Raw genomic sequence first — 17,299 nt, 5'->3', positions numbered from 1 at the left:
CACGATGCGCCCAATACCGGGCGTTGTCGAGGTGACTTGCCGCATGTGGCCGGATCACCGGCGTGTCACCGGGGCGGCGGGAGCGGTCCCGGAGGGCCCGAGGACACCGTAAGGCCCCCGCGGGTGTAGGGACGCGGGGGCCTTCGGGGCCTAGGGGTGGGGCGGGAAGGACGGGCCGGCCGTGCCCGGGAGCGCGGCCGGCCGGGGCGGATCAGTGGAACTGGCCCTCTTCCGTGGAGCCCTTGAGGGCCGTGGTGGAGGAGTCGGGCGCGATCGCGGTGCTGACCATGTCGAAGTAGCCGGTGCCGGCCTCGCGCTGGTGCTTGACCGCGGTGAAGCCCTTCTCGGCCGCCGCGAACTCGCGCTCCTGCAGGTCGACGTAGGCGGTCATGCCCTCGCGGGCGTAGCCGTGGGCCAGGTCGAACATGCCGTAGTTGAGCGCGTGGAAGCCGGCCAGCGTGATGAACTGGAACTTGAAGCCCATGTGGCCGAGCTCGCGCTGGAACTTGGCGATGGTCGCGTCGTCCAGGTGCGCCTTCCAGTTGAAGGACGGCGAGCAGTTGTAGGCGAGCATCTGGTCGGGGTACTCGGCCTTGACCGCCTCGGCGAACTTGCGGGCCTGCTCCAGGTCCGGGGTGCCGGTCTCCATCCAGATGAGGTCGGAGTACGGCGCGTACGCCTTGGCGCGGGCGATGCAGGGCTCGATGCCGTTGCGGACCCGGTAGAAGCCCTCGGCGGTGCGCTCGCCGGTGATGAACTCGCGGTCGCGCTCGTCCACGTCCGTCGTGATCAGGGTCGCGGCCTCGGCGTCGGTCCGCGCGATGATCAGGGACGGCACGCCCGAGATGTCCGCCGCGAGGCGGGCGGTGTTGAGCGTCTTGATGTGCTGCGAGGTCGGGATGAGGACCTTGCCGCCGAGGTGGCCGCACTTCTTCTCGGAGGCCAGCTGGTCCTCCCAGTGCACGCCCGCGGCGCCGGCGGCGATCATGCCCTTCATCAGCTCGAAGGCGTTCAGCACGCCGCCGAAGCCGGCCTCGGCGTCGGCCACGATCGGGGCGAGGAAGTGGGTGTCGCCCTCGCCCTCGGCCCACTGCACCTGGTCGGCGCGCAGGAGCGCGTTGTTGATGCGGCGGACCACGGCCGGGACCGAGTTCGCCGGGTAGATGCTCTGGTCCGGGTAGGTCTGGCCCGCCAGGTTGGCGTCCGCCGCGACCTGCCAGCCGGACAGGTAGATGGCCTTGAGCCCGGCCTTGACCTGCTGGACGGCCTGCAGCCCGGTCAGCGCGCCGAGGGCGTGGACGTAGTCCTCCTCGTGCAGGAGCTTCCAGAGCCGCTCGGCGCCGAGGCGCGCGAGGGTGTGCTCCTCCTGGACCGAACCGCGGATCCGCACGACGTCCTCGGCCGTGTAGGTCCGCTCGACGCCCTTCCAGCGGGGGTCGGACTCCCACTGTCGCTGCAGCTCCTCGGCTGCGCCCTTGAGGCGACTGTCGCTCATCATGTTGCCCTTCCGTGTCGTCCCCTGGGTGCTTGCCAACGACTATGCCCCGGCCGCAACCCGCTAATGAACTCGCGAGTAACGAAAGAACTGCGAAATTTCCGCTACGATGAACCCGTGACGACCTTGCGACCAGAAGAACCCCTCAACTTGACGAGCGACGTCGACCTCGTCACCTTCGGGCAGCGCCTCCGGCACCTGCGGCGCGCCCGCGGGCTGACGCTCTCGGAGCTCGGCGAGCGCGTCGGCCGCGCCCCGTCCCAGCTGTCGCTGCTGGAGAACGGGCGGCGCGAGCCGAAGCTGTCGCTGCTGCAGTCGCTGGCCGCCGCGCTGGAGTGCCCGGTGGAGGAGCTGCTGCGCCGGCAGCCGCCGAGCCGCCGCGCCCAGCTGGAGATCCAGCTGGAGGAGGCCCAGCGCGACCCGCTGTACCGGTCCCTCGGGCTCTCGCACCTCAAGGTCGGCAAGCGGATGCCGAACGAGGTGATCGAGCACATCCTCGCGCTGTACGGGGAGCTGAAGCGCAGCCGCACCAAGCCCACCGCGAGCCCGGAGGAGGCGCGCAAGGCCAACGCCGAGCTGCGCCGCCAGATGCACGAGCGCGGCAACCACTTCCCGGACATCGAGCGGGTCGCCGCGCAGACCCTCGACGCGGTCGGGTACCGGCGCGGCGCCGTCTCGCAGGGCCTGCTGATGACGCTGGTCGGCCACTTCGGGTTCAGCCTCCAGTACGTGCAGGACCTGCCCCGCTCCGTCCGGTCCGTCACCGACCTGCGCAACCGGCGGATCTACCTGGAGCGCGAGCAGCTCGGCATGCACACCCCGCGGACGATCCTGCTGCAGACCCTCGGGCACATCGCGCTCGACCACGACCAGCCGCGCGACTTCGCCGACTTCCTCCGCCAGCGCGTCGAGGCCAACTACTTCGGCGCGGCGATCCTGATGCCCGAGCGCAGCGTCGTCCCCTTCCTCCAGGAGGCCAAGGCGGCGCGGGAGCTGTCGGTGGAGGACCTGGCGGACGTCTTCTCCGTCTCCTACGAGATGGCCGCGCACCGCTTCACCAACGTCGCGACCCACCACCTCGGGCTCCAGCTGCACTTCACCAAGAACGACGAGAACGGCACCATCTACAAGGCGTACGCCAACGACGGCCTCGCGTTCCCGCAGGACGAGGACGGCGCGATCGAGGGCCAGCGGATGTGCCGCGAGTGGGCCGGCCGGCACGTGTTCGGCGCCGCGGACCGCTTCTCCGTCTACTACCAGTACACCGACACCCCCAACGGGACGTACTGGTGCCTCTCGCACATCGACCCCAGCCACGAGCGCGACTTCGCGATCACGCTGGGCGTCCGGTTCGAGGACTCGCGCTGGTTCCGCGGCCGGGAGACGACCCGGCGGGTCAAGTCGGCCTGCCCGGACGGCGACTGCTGCCAGCGGCCCCCGCAGGAGCTGTCGGACCGCTGGGAGGGCATGGCCTGGCCGTCGGCGCGCGCGCACTCGCACGTCCTGTCCGTGCTGCCGCCCGGTGCCTTCCCCGGCGTGGACGACGCCGACGTCTACGAGTTCCTCGACAAGCACGCCGCCGAATGACGGGCGTGTTGCGCCCGCGTCAACTCTTCGGGTCGGTTCGTTGCCTCCCGTCCCACAGGTGAATGATCTGGGAGGATTTGGCGTTCCCTAGTCAGTGAGGGGCGTTCCGTCCGGGACGCGCCAGAGGGGAGGGGGACCGCGTGCTGCCCGAGGTCGCGTCGTGGTTGGCCCGCCGCACCAGCACGGCGGCGGACTGGCCGCCGCGCCTCCTGCTGGACGCCAAGGGCGACACCCGGATCAGCGTGGTGCTGCCCGCGCGCGACGAGGAGGCCACCGTCGGCGCGATCGTCGCGGCGATCCGGACCGACCTGGTCGAGCGGATCCCGCTCGTGGACGAGATCGTCGTGGTCGACTCCCGCTCCACCGACCGGACCGCCGCCGTCGCCGCGGCGGCGGGCGCCGAGGTGGTCGCGCAGGACGCCGTCCTGCCCGGGCAGGGCCGCATGTCCGGCAAGGGCGAGGCGCTCTGGAAGTCCCTGTACGCGACCTCCGGCGACCTGCTGGTGTTCATCGACGCCGACCTGCGCGAGTTCACCTCGTCCTACGTCACCGGGCTGCTCGGCCCGCTGCTGGCCGATCCGGCCGTCGGCTACGTGAAGGGCTGCTACGACCGCCCGCTGGTGGACGGCGGGCGGCGCGTCGAGGGCGGCGGCGGCCGGGTCACCGAGCTGGTCGCCCGCCCGCTGATCAACATGCACTGGCCGCTGCTCGCCGGCGTCATGCAGCCCCTCGGCGGCGAGTACGCGGGCCGGCGCGCGCTGCTGGAGCGGCTGCCGTTCGTCACCGGCTACGGCGTGGAGCTCGGCCTGCTGCTGGACGTCTACCAGCACGCTGGGCTGGACGCGATCGCGCAGGTCGACCTCGGCCGCCGGGTCCACTCCCACCAGTCCACCGAGGCGCTCGGCGCGATGTCCGGGCAGATCATGCAGACGGCCTGGTCGCGGCTGGAGCGGCACGGCCGGATGATCCCGCTGGAGGCCCCCTCCACCGCGCTCACCCGCTTCCATCGCGGCGCGGACGGCCACGACGCCCGCACCACCGACGTCGCCGTGGGGGAGCGCCCGCCGATGGCCGAGGTCCCCGGCTACGCCGCCGCCCGCTCCTTCTCCCCGGGCACGCGCTGATCCTTCGCGGGAGCGCGCTGAGCGTCTCCGGGCGCGCGCCGGCCGCGTTGTGACACCGGCCACCGTGTTACCCGCGGTAACGCCCGATGGTGCTACCGTTGGTAACAGCCATATTGGAGAAAGGGTCTATTAATCATGACGAGCGCGGAGCAGACGCCGTTCTCGCTGGAGCCCAGCGAGGACGTTCGCGAGGTCAGGGACTGGGTGCACGAGTTCGCCAAGGACGTCATCCGCCCCGCGGCCCAGGAGTGGGACGAGCGCGAGGAGACCCCCTGGCCGCTCATCCAGGAGGCGTCCAAGGTCGGCATCTACTCCCTCGACTTCTTCGCCACCCAGTGGCTGGAGCCGACCGGCCTCGGCATCCCGGTGGCGTTCGAGGAGCTGTTCTGGGGCGACGCGGGCATCGCGCTGTCGATCGTGGGCACCGGCCTCGCCGCCGCGTCCGTCGCCGCCGTCGGCACCCCCGAGCAGACCGCCGAGTGGGTGCCGCAGATGTTCGGCAGCGCCGACGACGTCAAGCTCGGCGCCTTCTGCGCGTCCGAGCCGGACGCCGGCAGCGACGTCGGCTCCATCCGCACCCGCGCCGTCTTCGACGAGGCCAAGGACGAGTGGGTGCTGAACGGCACCAAGACCTGGGCCACCAACGGCGGCATCGCCGACGTCCACGTCGTCGTCGCGTCGGTCCACCCCGAGCTCGGCAGCCGCGGCCAGGCCAGCTTCATCGTCCCGCCGAACACCCCCGGCCTGAAGCAGGGCCAGAAGTTCAAGAAGCACGGCATCCGCGCCTCCCACACCGCCGAGGTGATCCTGGACGACGTGCGCATCCCCTCCCACCTGATCGTCGGGGGCAAGGACAAGTTCGACGAGCGCATCGCCCGCACCCGCGAGGGCAAGAGCTCCAAGGGCCAGGCGGCGCTGAAGACGTTCGAGACGACCCGCCCGTCCGTCGGCGCGATGGCCCTCGGCGTCGGCCGCGCCGCCTACGACTACGCCCTGCAGTACGCGCGCGAGCGCGAGCAGTTCGGCCGCAAGATCGGCGACTTCCAGGCCGTCGCCTTCAAGCTCGCCGACATGAAGACCCGCCTGGACGCCGCGCGCCTCATGGTCTGGCGCGCCGCCTGGATGGCGCGCACCGGCAAGGACTTCGAGAACGCCGAGGGCTCGATGGCCAAGCTGATGGCCAGCGAGATGGCCGTGTACGTCACCGAGGAGGCCATCCAGATCCTCGGCGGCAACGGCTACACCCGCGAGTACCCGGTCGAGCGCATGCACCGCGACTCCAAGATCTTCACCATCTTCGAGGGGACCTCGGAGATCCAGCGCCTGGTCATCGGCCGCACGGTCACCGGCCTCCCGGTCCGCTGATGGCCGCACCCCGCGCCCGGCGGCGGCCCCGGCACGGCCGGGACCGCGCCGGCCGGGGCCGGGCCGCCGCCGGGCGACGCCGGTGTTGTCGCCGGGTAACACCCCCGATAGCGTGCCTTCCATGACGAGTGCGGCGGGCAGGCCGGGAGCGCGGCGCGACCCCGGCCGCCGCCGCGCCCTGCTGGAGGCCGCCGACCGGGTCATCCAGCGGGAGGGGCCGGAGGCGTCGATGGCCGCGATCGCGGCCGAGGCGGGGATCAGCAAGCCGATCCTCTACCGCCACTTCGGCGACAAGAGCGGGCTGTACCAGGCGCTGGCCGAGCGGCACACGCGCAAGCTGATCGAGGGCATCCGGGACGAGTTCTCCCGCGACGAGCCGATCCGCGACCGGACCCGCTCCACCATCGACACCTACCTGGCCACCATCTCCAAGAACCTCAACCTGTACCGGTTCCTGATGCACCGGGCGAGCGCCGAGGACACCGCCACGCACAGCGCGATGAGCACGATGATCCGCGACGTGAGCCGGGAGTTGGCCGAGGTGATGATCGCCGAGGGCGAGATGTCGGACCGCACCCGCGCCTACGTGTGGGGCCACGCGATCGTCGGCATGGTGCAGACCGCGGGCGACTGGTGGCTCGACCACGCCGCGGAGGTGTCCCGCGAGGACGTCGTGGACGGGCTCGTCGACCTGGTCCTCGGCGGGCTGCCCGCCGCCGCGTCCGGCGCCCGGGACGCCGCCGGGCCCGGCCCCGGCGGCCCGGTCGCCCGCTGAGCGGGCGACCGGGCCGGCGCGGGCCGCTGGGGCCGCGCGGGTCGGGGACGGGCGGTCAGGTGGTCCCGCTGAGGTCGAGCTCCTTGACCTTCGGGTCGCCCTCGTCGGCGAAGTAGTCGTGCGCGCGGGTGGCGTCGTCGCCGTCCGCCAGCTTGGCGGCCCGGCACACCAGCGTGCCGACCGCCGCCACCGCGACGTTGACGACGAGCGCCAGCACGCCGACGTAGATCGTCATCTTGGTGTCGAAGCCGAGGTCGCCGAGCGGGTAGGCCGACCCGCCGAAGTGCTCCTTGCCCTTCGCCGGGTTCGGGATCTGGTACAGCATCCACAGCCCGGCGAGCATGCCGCCGGCCCAGCCCGCGATCAGCGCGCCGCGGTGGAACCAGCGGGTCATCAGGCCGAGCCCGACCGACGGCAGCGTCTGCAGGATGATGACGCCGCCGATGAGCTGCAGGTCGATGGAGAACTGCGGGTCGAGCGCGAGGATGCAGGCCACCGCGCCGGCCTTGACGATCAGCGAGACCAGCTTGCTGACCGTGGCCTCCTGCTTGGCGGTGGCGTCCCGCCGGATGTACTCCTTGTAGATGTTGCGGGTGAACAGGTTCGCCGCGGCGATCGACATGATCGCCGCCGGGACCAGCGCGCCGATGCCGATGGCGGCGAACGCCACCCCGGCGAACCAGTCCGGGAACATGTGGTCGAACAGCACCGGGACGGCGGTGTTGCCGTCCGGCTTGCCGTCGGTGCTGATCGGCTTCACCTCGGCCGCGATCGCCATGTAGCCGAGCAGCGCGATCAGGCCCAGCACGAAGCTGTAGGCGGGCAGCGCCGCCATGTTCCGCTTGATCACGTTGCGGTTGCGGCTCGCCAGGACGCCGGTCACGCTGTGCGGGTACAGGAACAGCGCCATCGCCGACCCGAGCGCGAGCATCGCGTAGTTCAGCTGGCCGTCGCCGGCGATCGTGATGCCGTCACCGGGCGCGGGCGTCGCGTCGAACTTCGCCTTGGCCGAGTCGAAGATGTCGCCCCAGCCGCCGAGCTTCGCCGGGATGTACAGCACCGCGACGATGATGACCAGGTAGATCAGCACGTCCTTCACGAACGCGATGAGCGCGGGCGCGCGCAGGCCGGACTGGTAGGTGTAGGCCGCGAGGATCACGAACGCGATGATGAGCGGCCAGTGGCCGTTCACGCCCATGGTCTTCAGCACGGCCTCGATGCCGACGAGCTGCAGCGCGATGTAGGGCATCGTGGCGACGATCCCGGTGATCGCCACCAGCAGCGCCAGCGTCGGCGAGCCGAACCGCGCCCGGACGAAGTCGGCCGGGGTCACGAAGCCGTGCACGTGCGACACCGACCAGAGCCGAATCAGGAACAGGAACACCAGCGGGTACACGATGATCGTGTACGGGACCGCGAAGAAGCCCGCGGCGCCCGCGCCGAACACCAGGGCGGGGACGGCGACGAAGGTGTAGGCGGTGTAGAGGTCGCCGCCGATCAGGAACCAGGTGATCCAGCTGCCGAAGCTGCGGCCGCCGAGGCCCCACTCGTCCAGGCTGTGCATGGAGTCGGGGCGCCGCCACCGGGCGGCGACGAAGCCCATCCCGCTGACCAGCAGGAAGAGCAGGCTGAAGACGACGATCTCGGTGATGTGGTCGCTCGCCATCGGTCAGCCCCGCTTCCTGGTCAGCCGGTAGACGACGACCGTGCAGGCCACGCCGAGCGGGATGAAGGCGAGCTGGATCCAGTAGAAGGCGGGGAAGCCGGCCAGCCGGGGGGAGTCGCTGTTGAACAGGAACGTCAGCAGCGGGACCACGACCGGGACGACCAGCAGCCAGTTCCAGGCGCTGCGGTCGGAGCGGGCCTCGGGGGGCGGGGCGGTCGAGGCCGGTTCCTCGGGGGTGTCGGGAGTCAAGGGATTCCTCCTCGTGGTGCGTCGCGGGAGCGGCCCGTCCGGATCACGGGCGGGCCGCTCCCGGTGGAGCAGCCGGGCGAGATTACCCATCCAACGATCACGGTGTGATCTCGGCCACGGCACGACTTGGATGGATCGTTCCAGCAGATGGGACGGCAGGTCAGGGCCCGCCCCACCCGGTGTCAGGGGGCGGTCAGGCACCCCTGCCGGGCCGGGGGCGCCGCCGTCCCTCCCGGTTCTGGCGCGGGCCTTCCCGGTCCCGGCGCCGTCGTGGCGGGCGAGCTCCCGCGGCCGCGCTCCGTGGTAGCCTCGGGCGCATGCGAACCGCAGCCGCCCGGTGGTGGTGGCGCCGCTGAGGCGGCGCCGGTTCCTGCATGCTCAGACCAGGCGACCGCCCTCACCGGCGGTCGTTTTTGCGTGGTGCCGCCGGACGAGGGCCCGACATGAGGGGCCACCGCGGTGGAGACCGTCTCACATCAGCCGCTGACCAGCGAGTTCGTCACGGCCGGGGGCGTACGGGTGACCCGTACCGCCGTCCCCGTCGACTCCGAGCGCAAGTCCGACGTGCTGAACGCCCTCGTCCGCGCCGTGGGGGAGCGGCGCGGCGGCGTGCTCAGCTCCGGCATGGAGTACCCGGGCCGCTACAGCCGCTGGCACATGGCCTACGCCGACCCCTGCCTGGAGATCGTCGCGCGGGGGCGGGCGGTCGCCGTGCGCGCCCTCAACGAGCGCGGCCGGATCGTCCTGCCCGCCGTGGCCGCCGTACTGCGCGGCACCGGCGAGGTCCGCGCGGACGGGGCCGACCTGTTCGAGGTCTTCGTCCCGCCGGGCGAGGAGTTCTTCCCCGAGGAGGAGCGCAGCCGGCAGCCGACGGTGTTCACCGCGCTGCGCGCCGTCGTCGGCCTGTTCCGCTGCGACGACCCGCACCTCGGGCTGTACGGCGCGTTCGGCTACGACCTGTCGCTGCAGTTCGAGCCGCTGCGCACCCGGCTGGAGCGGCCGGACGACCAGCGCGACCTCGTCCTGCACCTGGCCGACGAGATGGTCGTCGTGGACCGCAAGCGCGAGACCTCGCACCGCATGTCCTACGAGTTCGAGGTCGGCGGGGAGAGCACGGCGGGCCTGCCGCGGGCCACCGAGCCGACGCCCGTCCCGCCGCGCGCGGCCGAGCTGCCGCCGCAGCCGGTCCCCGGCGCGTACGCGCGGATGGTGCGGGAGGCCAAGGAGAAGTTCGTCCGCGGCGACCTGTTCGAGGTGACGCCCGGCCACGCGATGCACGCCCGGTGCGACGCGCCCGCCGCGTTCTTCGAGCGGCTGCGCGAGACCAACCCGGCCCCGTACGAGTTCATGTTCAACCTGGGCGACGGCGAGTACCTGGTCGGCGCGTCGCCGGAGATGTTCGTGCGGGTGTCGGGCGACCGCGTCGAGACCTGCCCCATCGCCGGGACGATCAGGCGCGGCGGCGACGCGCTGGAGGACGCCGAGCAGATCCGCACGATCCTGGCGTCGGCGAAGGACGAGTCCGAGCTGACCATGTGCACCGACGTCGACCGCAACGACAAGTCCCGCATCTGCGTGCCCGGCAGCGTCCGCGTCCTCGGCCGCCGGCAGATCGAGCTGTACTCCCGGCTGATCCACACCGTCGACCACATCGAGGGCCGGCTGCGGCCCGGCTTCGACGCGCTGGACGCGTTCCTGACCCACATGTGGGCGGTCACCGTCACCGGCGCGCCGAAGGCGTGGGCGATGCAGTTCATTGAGGACCACGAGGACTCGCCGCGCCGCTGGTACGGCGGCGCGGTCGGCTGCGTCGGCTTCGACGGGTCGATGAACACCGGGCTGACGCTGCGGACGGCCCAGATCCGCGACGGCGTCGCGACGGTGCGGGCGGGGGCGACGCTGCTCTACGACTCCGACCCCGACGAGGAGGAGCGCGAGACCCACCTCAAGGCCGGCGCGCTGCTGGGCGCGCTCGCCGCGGTCGAGAAGGACGCCGAGAAGGACGCCGAGATGGGCGCGGAGGAGGCCGCGGAGGAGGCGCCGCCCGCGGCCCTGCCGGGCGACGGGCTCACGGTGCTGCTCGTCGACCACGAGGACTCGTTCGTCAACACGCTCGCCGACTACTTCCGCCAGCAGGGCGCGTCCGTGGTCACGCTGCGGCACGGGTTCCCGCTGCGCATGCTGGACGAGCACGCCCCCGACCTGGTGGTCCTGTCACCCGGCCCGGGACGCCCGGACGACTTCGGCACCCGCGCGCTGCTGGACGCCCTGGCCGAGCGCGACCTGCCGGTCTTCGGCGTCTGCCTCGGCCTGCAGGCGATGGTGGAGCACGCGGGCGGGGAGCTGGCGCTGCTGCCCGAGCCGTCCCACGGCAAGCCGGGCCAGGTGAAGGTCACCGGCGGCGGGCTGTTCGAGGGGCTGCCGGACGAGTTCACCGCGGCCCGCTACCACTCGCTGCACGCGACGCCGGACCGCGTGAAGGGGTTCCAGGTCACGGCGCTGACCGGGGACGTGGTGATGGCGATCGAGGACCCGGCCCGGCGGCGCTGGGCCGTCCAGTTCCACCCCGAGTCGATCCTCACCGCGGCGGGCGGCGCCGGGCACCGGATCGTCGCCAACGTGCTGCGCCTGAGCGGTCCGGGCGGCTGAACCGCCCGCGGGACCGGAGCGGTCCCAGTCCGCGAGCACGCCTGGTCCCCGAGCACGCCTAGTCCGCGAGCACGAGGGCACGGCGTGCGGAACCGGACCTGAGACCGATGCACGGGCCCGGTGCCGAGAGGGAGACTGGGCCATGGCCACGCCGCGCGGCGAGCGCGGTGACCGCCGTTATCCCAGGCGGGGGAGGGGCATCGCCCCCTTCCCCGTCCATAATCGGAAATTTCGGTCATCCGAAACGGGATTGTCGTTTCTTGGCGTTCTCTCGGGGGACGCCGGGAGTCATGATGACAATCCTGTGGCTCATCGCGGTCATCCTGGTGATCGCCGGCATCTATGTGATCCTCGCCCGCCGGGACCTCCTGTGGGGCATCGTGCTCATCGTCGTCGGACTGCTCGTCGGCCCCGGCGGCGTCAGCATATTCACCTGACCGAAACCGTCCCCCCGGAAATCCGCGCGCCCCGCCCGAACCCTGACGCGGACTGTCAGGTTTCCCTGCCAGAGTCGGCTCCATGAGCCGTGCACTGAAGGGGAAGACCGCACTGGTCGCGGGCGGGACGCGCGGCGCGGGCCGGGGCATCGCCACCGAGCTCGGCGCCGCGGGCGCGACCGTGTACGTGACGGGACGGACGACCCGCTCCGGGCGATCGGAGATGGACCGTCCCGAGACCATCGAGGAGACCGCGGAACGGGTGACGGACGCGGGCGGCGAGGGCATCGCCGTCCGCGTCGACCATCTCGACCCGGCCCAGGTCGCCGCGCTCGTGCGCCGCATCGACGCCGAGCGCGGCCGGCTGGACGTCCTGGTCAACGACATCTGGGGCTCGGACCACCTTTTCCAGTTCGGCAGGCCGCTGTGGGAGCAGTCCCTGGAGGACGGCCTCCGGATGTTCCGGCTGGCCCTCGACACCCACGCCGTCACCAGCCACCATGCCCTCCCGCTGCTGATCCGCGAGCCGGGCGGGCTGGTCGTCGAGGTGACCGACGGCACCGCCGAGTACAACGCGAAGTACCGCAAGGAGTGCGGCTACTTCTACGACATCGCCAAGACCGCCGTGCTGCGGATGGCGCTCGCCCAGTCCGAGGAGATCGCGCCGTACGGCGCGGCCGCCGTCGCGCTCACACCGGGGTGGCTGCGCTCGGAGGCGATGCTCGAGCACTTCGGCGTCACCGAGGCCACCTGGCGGGACGGCGCCGCCAAGGACCCGCACTTCGCCATCTCCGAGTCGCCCGCCCTCGTCGGCCGCGCCGTCGCGGCACTGGCCGCCGACCCCGACCGGGCGCGCTGGAACGGGCGGTCGCTGACCAGCGGCGGGCTCGCCCGGGTCTACGGCTTCACCGACGCCGACGGCAGCCGGCCCGACGCGTGGCGGTACATCACCGAGGTCGTGGACGCGGGACGCCCCGCGGACGTCACCGGCTACCGCTGACCGGCCGCCCTCCGCGCACACCGGCCCCGGGTCGCCACCCGGGGCCGTTTGGGGACGATCTGTCCGGTTATGGCGTGGAGGAGAGAAAGGAGAAGCCATGCCGATGACCGACAAGAGCGGCAAGCCCCGGAAGAAGGAGCTCCCCGGCACGCTCCAGCGCTCTCCCGAGGAGGCCCAGGAGACCTTCGCCAAGGCCCACGACTCCGCCGTCAAGACCTACGGCGAGGGCCAGCGGGCGCACCGCACCGCCTACTCCGCGCTCAAGCACAAGTTCGAGAAGCGCGGCGACCGGTGGGTGCCCAAGGGCCGCAAGGGGCCGTCCGACCCCCGGGCCAAGAACCCCGACGCCCGCCACGGCAAGGGCAAGAGCTTCGGCGGCGTGGACGTCGAGGGCAGCAGCAAGAAGGAGCTCTACGACCGCGCCGCCGGACTCGACGTCCAGGGCCGCTCGAAGATGACCAAGGAGGAGCTGGCCGCGGCGATCGCGCGCAAGCAGGACTAAGGCGAGCAGGACCGGGCCGAGCAGGACCGGGCACCGTACAGCTCCGCCATCCGCGCCGCGCTGCCCGCCATCCGCTCCCGCAGCTCCGGCGGCGCGAGGACCTCGGCCTCCGGGCCGAGCCGCAGCAGCTCCGACGCGGCGACCTCCGCCGACTCCACCGGCAGCGTCGTCACCACCCAGCCCCGCGCGTCGGGCTCGCCGGCCGCCTCCGCCGCGCGCCGGGCCGCGTACGGCTCCACCGCGTAGCGCAGCAGCCGCATCCCGGCGGGGGACAGCCGCACGGTCGCCTCCTCGCGCAGCAGCGAGCGGACGAACCCCGCCGCCGCGTCCCGCCAGTACGCGGCGAGGTCGAACTCCTCGTCCCGCTCGAAGACCGCGCCGTCCGGGCGGACCGCGGCGACCCGGTCGACCCGGTACGTGCGGTACGTCCCGCCGACCCGCGCGACCAGGTACCACGTCCCGCTCTTCAGGACGAGCGCGTACGGGTCGGCCGTCCGGACGACCTCCGTCCCCTTGCGCCGGTACCGCAGCTCGACGGTCTCGTCCTGCCACACCGCGCGGGCCAGCTCGCGCAGCAGCGGCGGCGGGCCGGACTCGCCGAACCAGCCGGGCGCGTCCAGCAGGAACCGCCGGCTCGCCCGCGCGGGTGCGTCCCGCAGCGCGGCGGGGAGCGCGGCGAGGACCTTCAGCTCGGCGGCCGCGAGCGCGCCGCCGCGGCCCATGTCCCCGGCCGGGCCGGGCAGCCCGGACAGGAACAGCGCCTCGGCCTCCTCGCGGGTCAGGCCGGTCAGCCGCGTCCGGTACCCGCCGACGAGCCGGTACCCGCCGCCGCGCCCCTGGTCGGCGTAGACCGGGACCCCGGCCGCCGACAGCGCCTCCATGTCCCGGTAGACGGTCCGCTCCGACACCTCCAGCTCGCGCGCCAGCTCGCCCGCCGTCATCGCCTCCCGCGACTGCAGCAGGAGCACGATGGAGATCAACCGGGCCGCGCGCACGCGCCCATCCTGCCGCACCGCGGGCCGCGCCGGCGGCCCGGGGCGGCATTCCTGACATTTTCCCGGCAGGTTCGCCGTCTTCGCCTGTCGGAGCGGCCGCGGGCGCTGTTAGCTTCGCGGCGTGACTTCCACCGAGACCACATCCATCGAGGCGTTCATCGACGCCCTGCCGAAGGTCGAGCTGCACGTCCACCTGGTCGGCTCCGCCTCGGTCCCCACCGTCCTCGAACTCGCCCGCCGCCACCCGGACGGGCCCGTTCCCGCGGACGAGCGCGCGCTGCGCGCCTTCTACGAGTTCCGCGACTTCCCGCACTTCGCCGAGGTGTACGAGGCGGTGTCCGGCCTCGTGCGCACTCCCGAGGACGTCGGCACCCTGGTCCTGGGCGTCGCCCGCGACCTCGCCGCGCAGAACGTCCGCTACGTCGAGCTGACCGTCACCCCCTACACCCACCAGCGGGCCGGGATGCCGATGCCCGCCGTCACCGAGGCCCTCGACCTCGCCGTCCGCGAGGCCCGGGAGCGGCTCGGCGTCCGCGTCGCCTACATCTTCGACATCCCCGGCGAGTTCGGTGCCGAGGGCGCCCGCGGCACCCTGGAGCACGCGCTGTCCCACCCGCCGGAGGCGCTCGTCGGGTTCGGGATCGGCGGCATCGAGCAGATGCGCGCCCCGCACCGCGACGCGTTCCGCGACGCGTTCGCCGCCGCCCGCGCCGCCGGGCTGCGCAGCCTGCCGCACGCGGGCGAGATGACCGGCCCGGAGACGATCTGGGAGGCGATCGAGGGCCTCGGCGCCGAGCGCATCGGCCACGGCACCAGCTGCCTGCGGGACCCGCGCCTCGTCGCCCACCTGCGCGAGACGCAGCTGCCGCTGGAGGTCTGCCCCACCTCCAACCTCCGCACCGGCCAGGTCGCGGACCTGGCCGCCCACCCCATGCCGCGGATGCTGGAGGAGGGCCTGTTCGTCACGCTCAACAGCGACGACCCGCCGATGTTCGACACGACCCTGACCGGCGAGTACCGCGTCGCCGCCGAGGTGTTCGGGCTGGGCCCCGCGGACCTGGCGGCCCTGGCCCGCAACGCGGTGGTCGCGTCGTCGCTCGGCGCGGCCGACCGCAAGGCGATCATCGACGACATCGACGCCCTGCTGTGACCTCCGGGACCGGCCCCGGGGCGCCCGCCCCGGGCGCTAGCCCCAGGCCATGCGCCGCCACGGGCTGCCGGGGTCCTCGGCGAGGATGCGGTGGCCGGTGAGGGAGCGGTCGTACCATTCGCCGAACTCGCCCTCGTCGAACCGCAGCATCCGGCCGAGGACGTACCCGGCGGAGAACGACCCCCACGACGTGTAGACCTGGTGGGCCCGGTGCCCGGCCGTGAGGACGCACTTCTCCGCCTCGTCGGCGTCGCAGTACCCGGCGGCCAGGCCCCAGCGGGCCATGTTCACCGCGCGCCCGAAGTCGTAGGCGTACACGCTCTCCACCCGCCCGTCGGGCGGGAGCAGGCCGTCCGCGCGGAACCGCGCCTCGTAGCGCAGGATCGCCCCCGACAGCGCGACGACCTCGCGGACGGTCTCCTCCCCGATGTCCCGCTCGCCGCACCAGGCGACGATCGCGGCGCGCCACTCCCGCTCCCCGGTGCCCCGCTCGCGCTGGTCCAGCACCATCTGGATCGCGGGGTCGCTGTTGCTCGCGTCGAGCAGCGCGTCCATCTGCTCCCGCCAGCCCTCGGCGTCGGTGACGCCCCAGTCGCGTTCCAGCAGCTCCTTGTCGCCGGGCTCGCCGCGCAGGGCGTTCCAGGGGGTCCCGTTCCCGACGGCCAGGTGCGCGCCGACGGCGAGCGCCGCCGCGAGCCGCCCCCACGGCGCGCTGTCGGGATCGGTGATGAGCACGTCGTGGTCCCGGTCGGGCCGCCGCTCGGCCTCGGCGAGCAGCGCGGCGACCTGCCGGTGGCCGTCGCCGCCCGGCGGCATCTGCGCGAGCAGCTCCCGCAGCGGCCGCAGCGCGTCCCGTGGCCGGGCGTCCCGGAGGATCAGCCGCGCCGCGTGCACCCCGGCGGCGCCGGACCGCTTGGCGTCCTGCAGCGCCCCGAACGCCGACATCGCGGCCCACGCGCGGCGGGCGGCCTCGCCGGTCCGCCCCGCGGCCGCGAGGACGTGCGCGGCCTGGGCGTCCAGCCCGGCGCGCACCTCCGCGGGCAGCGACGAGGCGCCGCGGTCGAGCGTGTCGACGACGCGCTGCGCCTTCGCCACGTCGCCCGCCGCCGCGAGGGCCCGCGCGTACCGGGCCCGCGCCGCCGCCGCGGCCGGCCACTCGCCCCGCGCCTCCATCGCGCCCGCGGCCTCCGCGAAGGCGGCCGCGGCCTCCGCGGACCGGCCCTGCCGCTCGTACTTGCGCGCGCGCTCCAGCAGAGCGCCCGGATCCCCCTGAACCATCATCAAACCCTCCGCACCGAACCGTACCGGTCCGGTGATCTGCGACACGCCCTGATCCCCACTGAGGGCCCGGAACGGTGCGAGGCCACCCGGCCGGGTCCGTTTCCGTTCCGTGGAGCTCGCCGGAGACCGTCCCCGTCCGCGACTAAGGTTGCGGGGGCGGTTCAGCCGAGATGAATGGGGGAGGCCGCGATGGCGGACGAGCACGCGATGGAGATCGAGTTCCGCAGCGACGTGGTGGTAGAGCTGATCAAGGCTGCGGCCTCGGACGCCGATGTCCTCTGGGCGGCGCGCGTGTCGACGAAGGGGGAGAACTCGCTGGCGGAGGTGGACGCCGACCCCGAGCGGTCGAAGGGGCTGATCAACTTCCTGATGCGGGACCGGCACGGCACCCCTTTCGAGCACTCGTCGATGACGTTCTACGTCAAGGCGCCGATCTTCGTGTTCCGGGAGCAGATGCGGCACCGGACGTTCTCCTTCAACGAGGAGAGCGGGCGCTACCGCAGGCTGGAGCCCGTCTTCTACGTGCCGGGACCGGATCGGCGGCTGGTCCAGGAGGGGAAGCCGGGCAAGTACGTGTTCGTCGACGGCAGCCCTGAACAGCACAAACTCGTCACAGAGGTGACGAAGGAGAGTTACCGGCAGGCTTATCGCGCCTACACGGAGATGCTCGAGGCGGGCATCGCGCGAGAGGTGGCCAGAAGCGTCCTCCCGGTCGGGCTCTACTCCTCGATGTACGTGACCTGCAACGCGCGCGCCCTGATGAACTTCCTGTCCCTGCGCGTCAAGCGGGAGGACGCCAAGTTCCCCTCGTTCCCGCAGCGGGAGATCGAGATGGTGGCCGAACAGATGGAGGCGGAGTGGGCGAAGCTCATGCCGCTGACCCACGCCGCCTTCGAGGCCAACGGCCGAGTCTGCCCGTAGGGCGAGGGCGCCACGGCCGAGTCTTCGGTGATGCGAGCCCGCCCGCGCTCCGGCAGCGGGCGGGCGCGTTCTGTCACACCTCCGTGCTTGATTGTCATCAAGA

General features: G+C 72.7%; 15 protein-coding genes. 10 read left to right on the top strand and 5 right to left on the bottom strand.

Going from position 1 to position 17,299, the window contains the following annotated elements:
* Positions 1-211: 211 nt before the first annotated feature.
* Positions 212-1,495 (bottom strand): isocitrate lyase, encoded by a 1,284-nt coding sequence (gene aceA, locus CHF16_RS22205; protein ID WP_089328084.1) that lies wholly within the window; start codon positions 1,493-1,495, stop codon positions 212-214.
* Positions 1,496-1,645: 150 nt separating this feature from the next.
* On the opposite strand from aceA, the gene CHF16_RS22200 reads away from it, so the two are divergent.
* The 4 genes from CHF16_RS22200 (at position 1,646) to CHF16_RS22185 (ending at position 6,346) form a co-directional block, all read left to right on the top strand.
* The gene (locus CHF16_RS22200) at positions 1,646-3,082 is read left to right on the top strand and encodes a helix-turn-helix domain-containing protein (protein ID WP_089328023.1); all 1,437 of its coding nucleotides are present in this window, start codon (positions 1,646-1,648) and stop codon (positions 3,080-3,082) included.
* A 140-nt stretch (positions 3,083-3,222) separates the two neighbouring features.
* Positions 3,223-4,206, top strand: a complete 984-nt coding sequence (locus CHF16_RS22195) for a glucosyl-3-phosphoglycerate synthase (protein ID WP_089328022.1) — start codon at positions 3,223-3,225, stop codon at positions 4,204-4,206.
* Positions 4,207-4,341: 135 nt separating this feature from the next.
* Positions 4,342-5,571, top strand: coding sequence for an acyl-CoA dehydrogenase family protein (locus CHF16_RS22190; protein ID WP_089328021.1), 1,230 nt, complete (start codon positions 4,342-4,344; stop codon positions 5,569-5,571).
* 121 nt (positions 5,572-5,692) lie between these two features.
* Positions 5,693-6,346 carry a TetR family transcriptional regulator gene (locus CHF16_RS22185; RefSeq protein WP_089328020.1) on the top strand — a complete coding sequence of 218 codons (654 nt, stop codon included), beginning with the start codon at positions 5,693-5,695 and terminating at the stop codon, positions 6,344-6,346.
* A 55-nt stretch (positions 6,347-6,401) separates the two neighbouring features.
* Here the strand turns inward: CHF16_RS22185 and mctP are convergent, their stop codons facing one another.
* Together mctP and CHF16_RS22175 are read right to left on the bottom strand one after the other, a co-directional pair.
* A complete protein-coding gene (gene mctP, locus CHF16_RS22180; RefSeq protein WP_089328019.1) occupies positions 6,402-8,012 on the bottom strand; it encodes a monocarboxylate uptake permease MctP in 1,611 nt (536 codons plus the stop codon).
* Positions 8,013-8,015: 3 nt separating this feature from the next.
* A complete protein-coding gene (locus tag CHF16_RS22175) occupies positions 8,016-8,261 on the bottom strand; it encodes a DUF3311 domain-containing protein (RefSeq protein WP_245869006.1) in 246 nt (81 codons plus the stop codon).
* Between the two features lie 459 nt (positions 8,262-8,720).
* Here CHF16_RS22175 and CHF16_RS22170 point away from each other — a divergent pair, with 459 nt between their 5' ends.
* From CHF16_RS22170 to CHF16_RS22160, 4 genes are all read left to right on the top strand, one after another.
* Positions 8,721-10,910: an anthranilate synthase component I gene (locus tag CHF16_RS22170; RefSeq protein WP_089328017.1), complete on the top strand. Its 2,190-nt coding sequence runs from the start codon at positions 8,721-8,723 to the stop codon at positions 10,908-10,910.
* Positions 10,911-11,200: 290 nt separating this feature from the next.
* Positions 11,201-11,347, top strand: a complete 147-nt coding sequence (locus CHF16_RS40410) for a GPGG-motif small membrane protein (protein WP_165959128.1) — start codon at positions 11,201-11,203, stop codon at positions 11,345-11,347.
* A gap of 82 nt (positions 11,348-11,429) precedes the next feature.
* Positions 11,430-12,347, top strand: a complete 918-nt coding sequence (locus CHF16_RS22165) for an SDR family oxidoreductase (protein WP_089328016.1) — start codon at positions 11,430-11,432, stop codon at positions 12,345-12,347.
* A gap of 97 nt (positions 12,348-12,444) precedes the next feature.
* Entirely contained in the window at positions 12,445-12,849 is a 405-nt protein-coding gene (locus tag CHF16_RS22160; RefSeq protein WP_089328015.1) for a ChaB family protein, read from the top strand.
* Here CHF16_RS22160 and CHF16_RS22155 read toward each other — a convergent pair.
* Complete coding sequence (locus tag CHF16_RS22155; protein ID WP_089328014.1) at positions 12,846-13,844, bottom strand: helix-turn-helix transcriptional regulator; 999 nt, start codon at positions 13,842-13,844, stop codon at positions 12,846-12,848. The two genes, CHF16_RS22160 and CHF16_RS22155, sit on opposite strands and share 4 nt — an antisense overlap.
* A 121-nt stretch (positions 13,845-13,965) precedes the next feature.
* On the opposite strand from CHF16_RS22155, the gene add reads away from it, so the two are divergent.
* Entirely contained in the window at positions 13,966-14,994 is a 1,029-nt protein-coding gene (gene add / locus CHF16_RS22150; RefSeq protein WP_089328013.1) for an adenosine deaminase, read from the top strand.
* A gap of 36 nt (positions 14,995-15,030) precedes the next feature.
* On the opposite strand, the gene CHF16_RS22145 is transcribed toward add, so the two are convergent.
* Positions 15,031-16,275 carry a DUF1266 domain-containing protein gene (locus CHF16_RS22145; RefSeq protein ID WP_218826777.1) on the bottom strand — a complete coding sequence of 415 codons (1,245 nt, stop codon included), beginning with the start codon at positions 16,273-16,275 and terminating at the stop codon, positions 15,031-15,033.
* Positions 16,276-16,464: 189 nt separating this feature from the next.
* On the opposite strand from CHF16_RS22145, the gene thyX reads away from it, so the two are divergent.
* On the top strand, positions 16,465-17,196 hold the full coding sequence (gene thyX / locus CHF16_RS22140; RefSeq protein ID WP_089328082.1) for an FAD-dependent thymidylate synthase: 732 nt from the start codon (positions 16,465-16,467) through the stop codon (positions 17,194-17,196).
* Positions 17,197-17,299 lie beyond the last annotated feature (103 nt).

The sequence above is a fragment of the Actinomadura meyerae genome, assembly GCF_900188445.1.
GTDB classification, from domain to species: Bacteria; Actinomycetota; Actinomycetes; order Streptosporangiales; family Streptosporangiaceae; genus Spirillospora; species Spirillospora meyerae.
Note: the sequence above shows the minus strand (reverse complement) of the source record. Positions and strands in the feature narration are given on the sequence as shown.

Excerpts from the sequence above, each read along its gene's own strand:
- thyX (WP_089328082.1), top strand. The coding sequence starts at position 16,465 with ATGGCGGACGAGCACGCGATGGAGATCGAGTTCCGCAGCGACGTGGTG.
- aceA (WP_089328084.1), bottom strand. The coding sequence starts at position 1,495 with ATGAGCGACAGTCGCCTCAAGGGCGCAGCCGAGGAGCTGCAGCGACAG.
- CHF16_RS22165 (WP_089328016.1), top strand. The coding sequence starts at position 11,430 with ATGAGCCGTGCACTGAAGGGGAAGACCGCACTGGTCGCGGGCGGGACG.
- CHF16_RS22160 (WP_089328015.1), top strand. The coding sequence starts at position 12,445 with ATGCCGATGACCGACAAGAGCGGCAAGCCCCGGAAGAAGGAGCTCCCC.
- CHF16_RS22190 (WP_089328021.1), top strand. The coding sequence starts at position 4,342 with ATGACGAGCGCGGAGCAGACGCCGTTCTCGCTGGAGCCCAGCGAGGAC.
- mctP (WP_089328019.1), bottom strand. The coding sequence starts at position 8,012 with ATGGCGAGCGACCACATCACCGAGATCGTCGTCTTCAGCCTGCTCTTC.
- CHF16_RS40410 (WP_165959128.1), top strand. The coding sequence starts at position 11,201 with ATGATGACAATCCTGTGGCTCATCGCGGTCATCCTGGTGATCGCCGGC.
- CHF16_RS22145 (WP_218826777.1), bottom strand. The coding sequence starts at position 16,275 with ATGATGGTTCAGGGGGATCCGGGCGCTCTGCTGGAGCGCGCGCGCAAG.
- CHF16_RS22185 (WP_089328020.1), top strand. The coding sequence starts at position 5,693 with ATGACGAGTGCGGCGGGCAGGCCGGGAGCGCGGCGCGACCCCGGCCGC.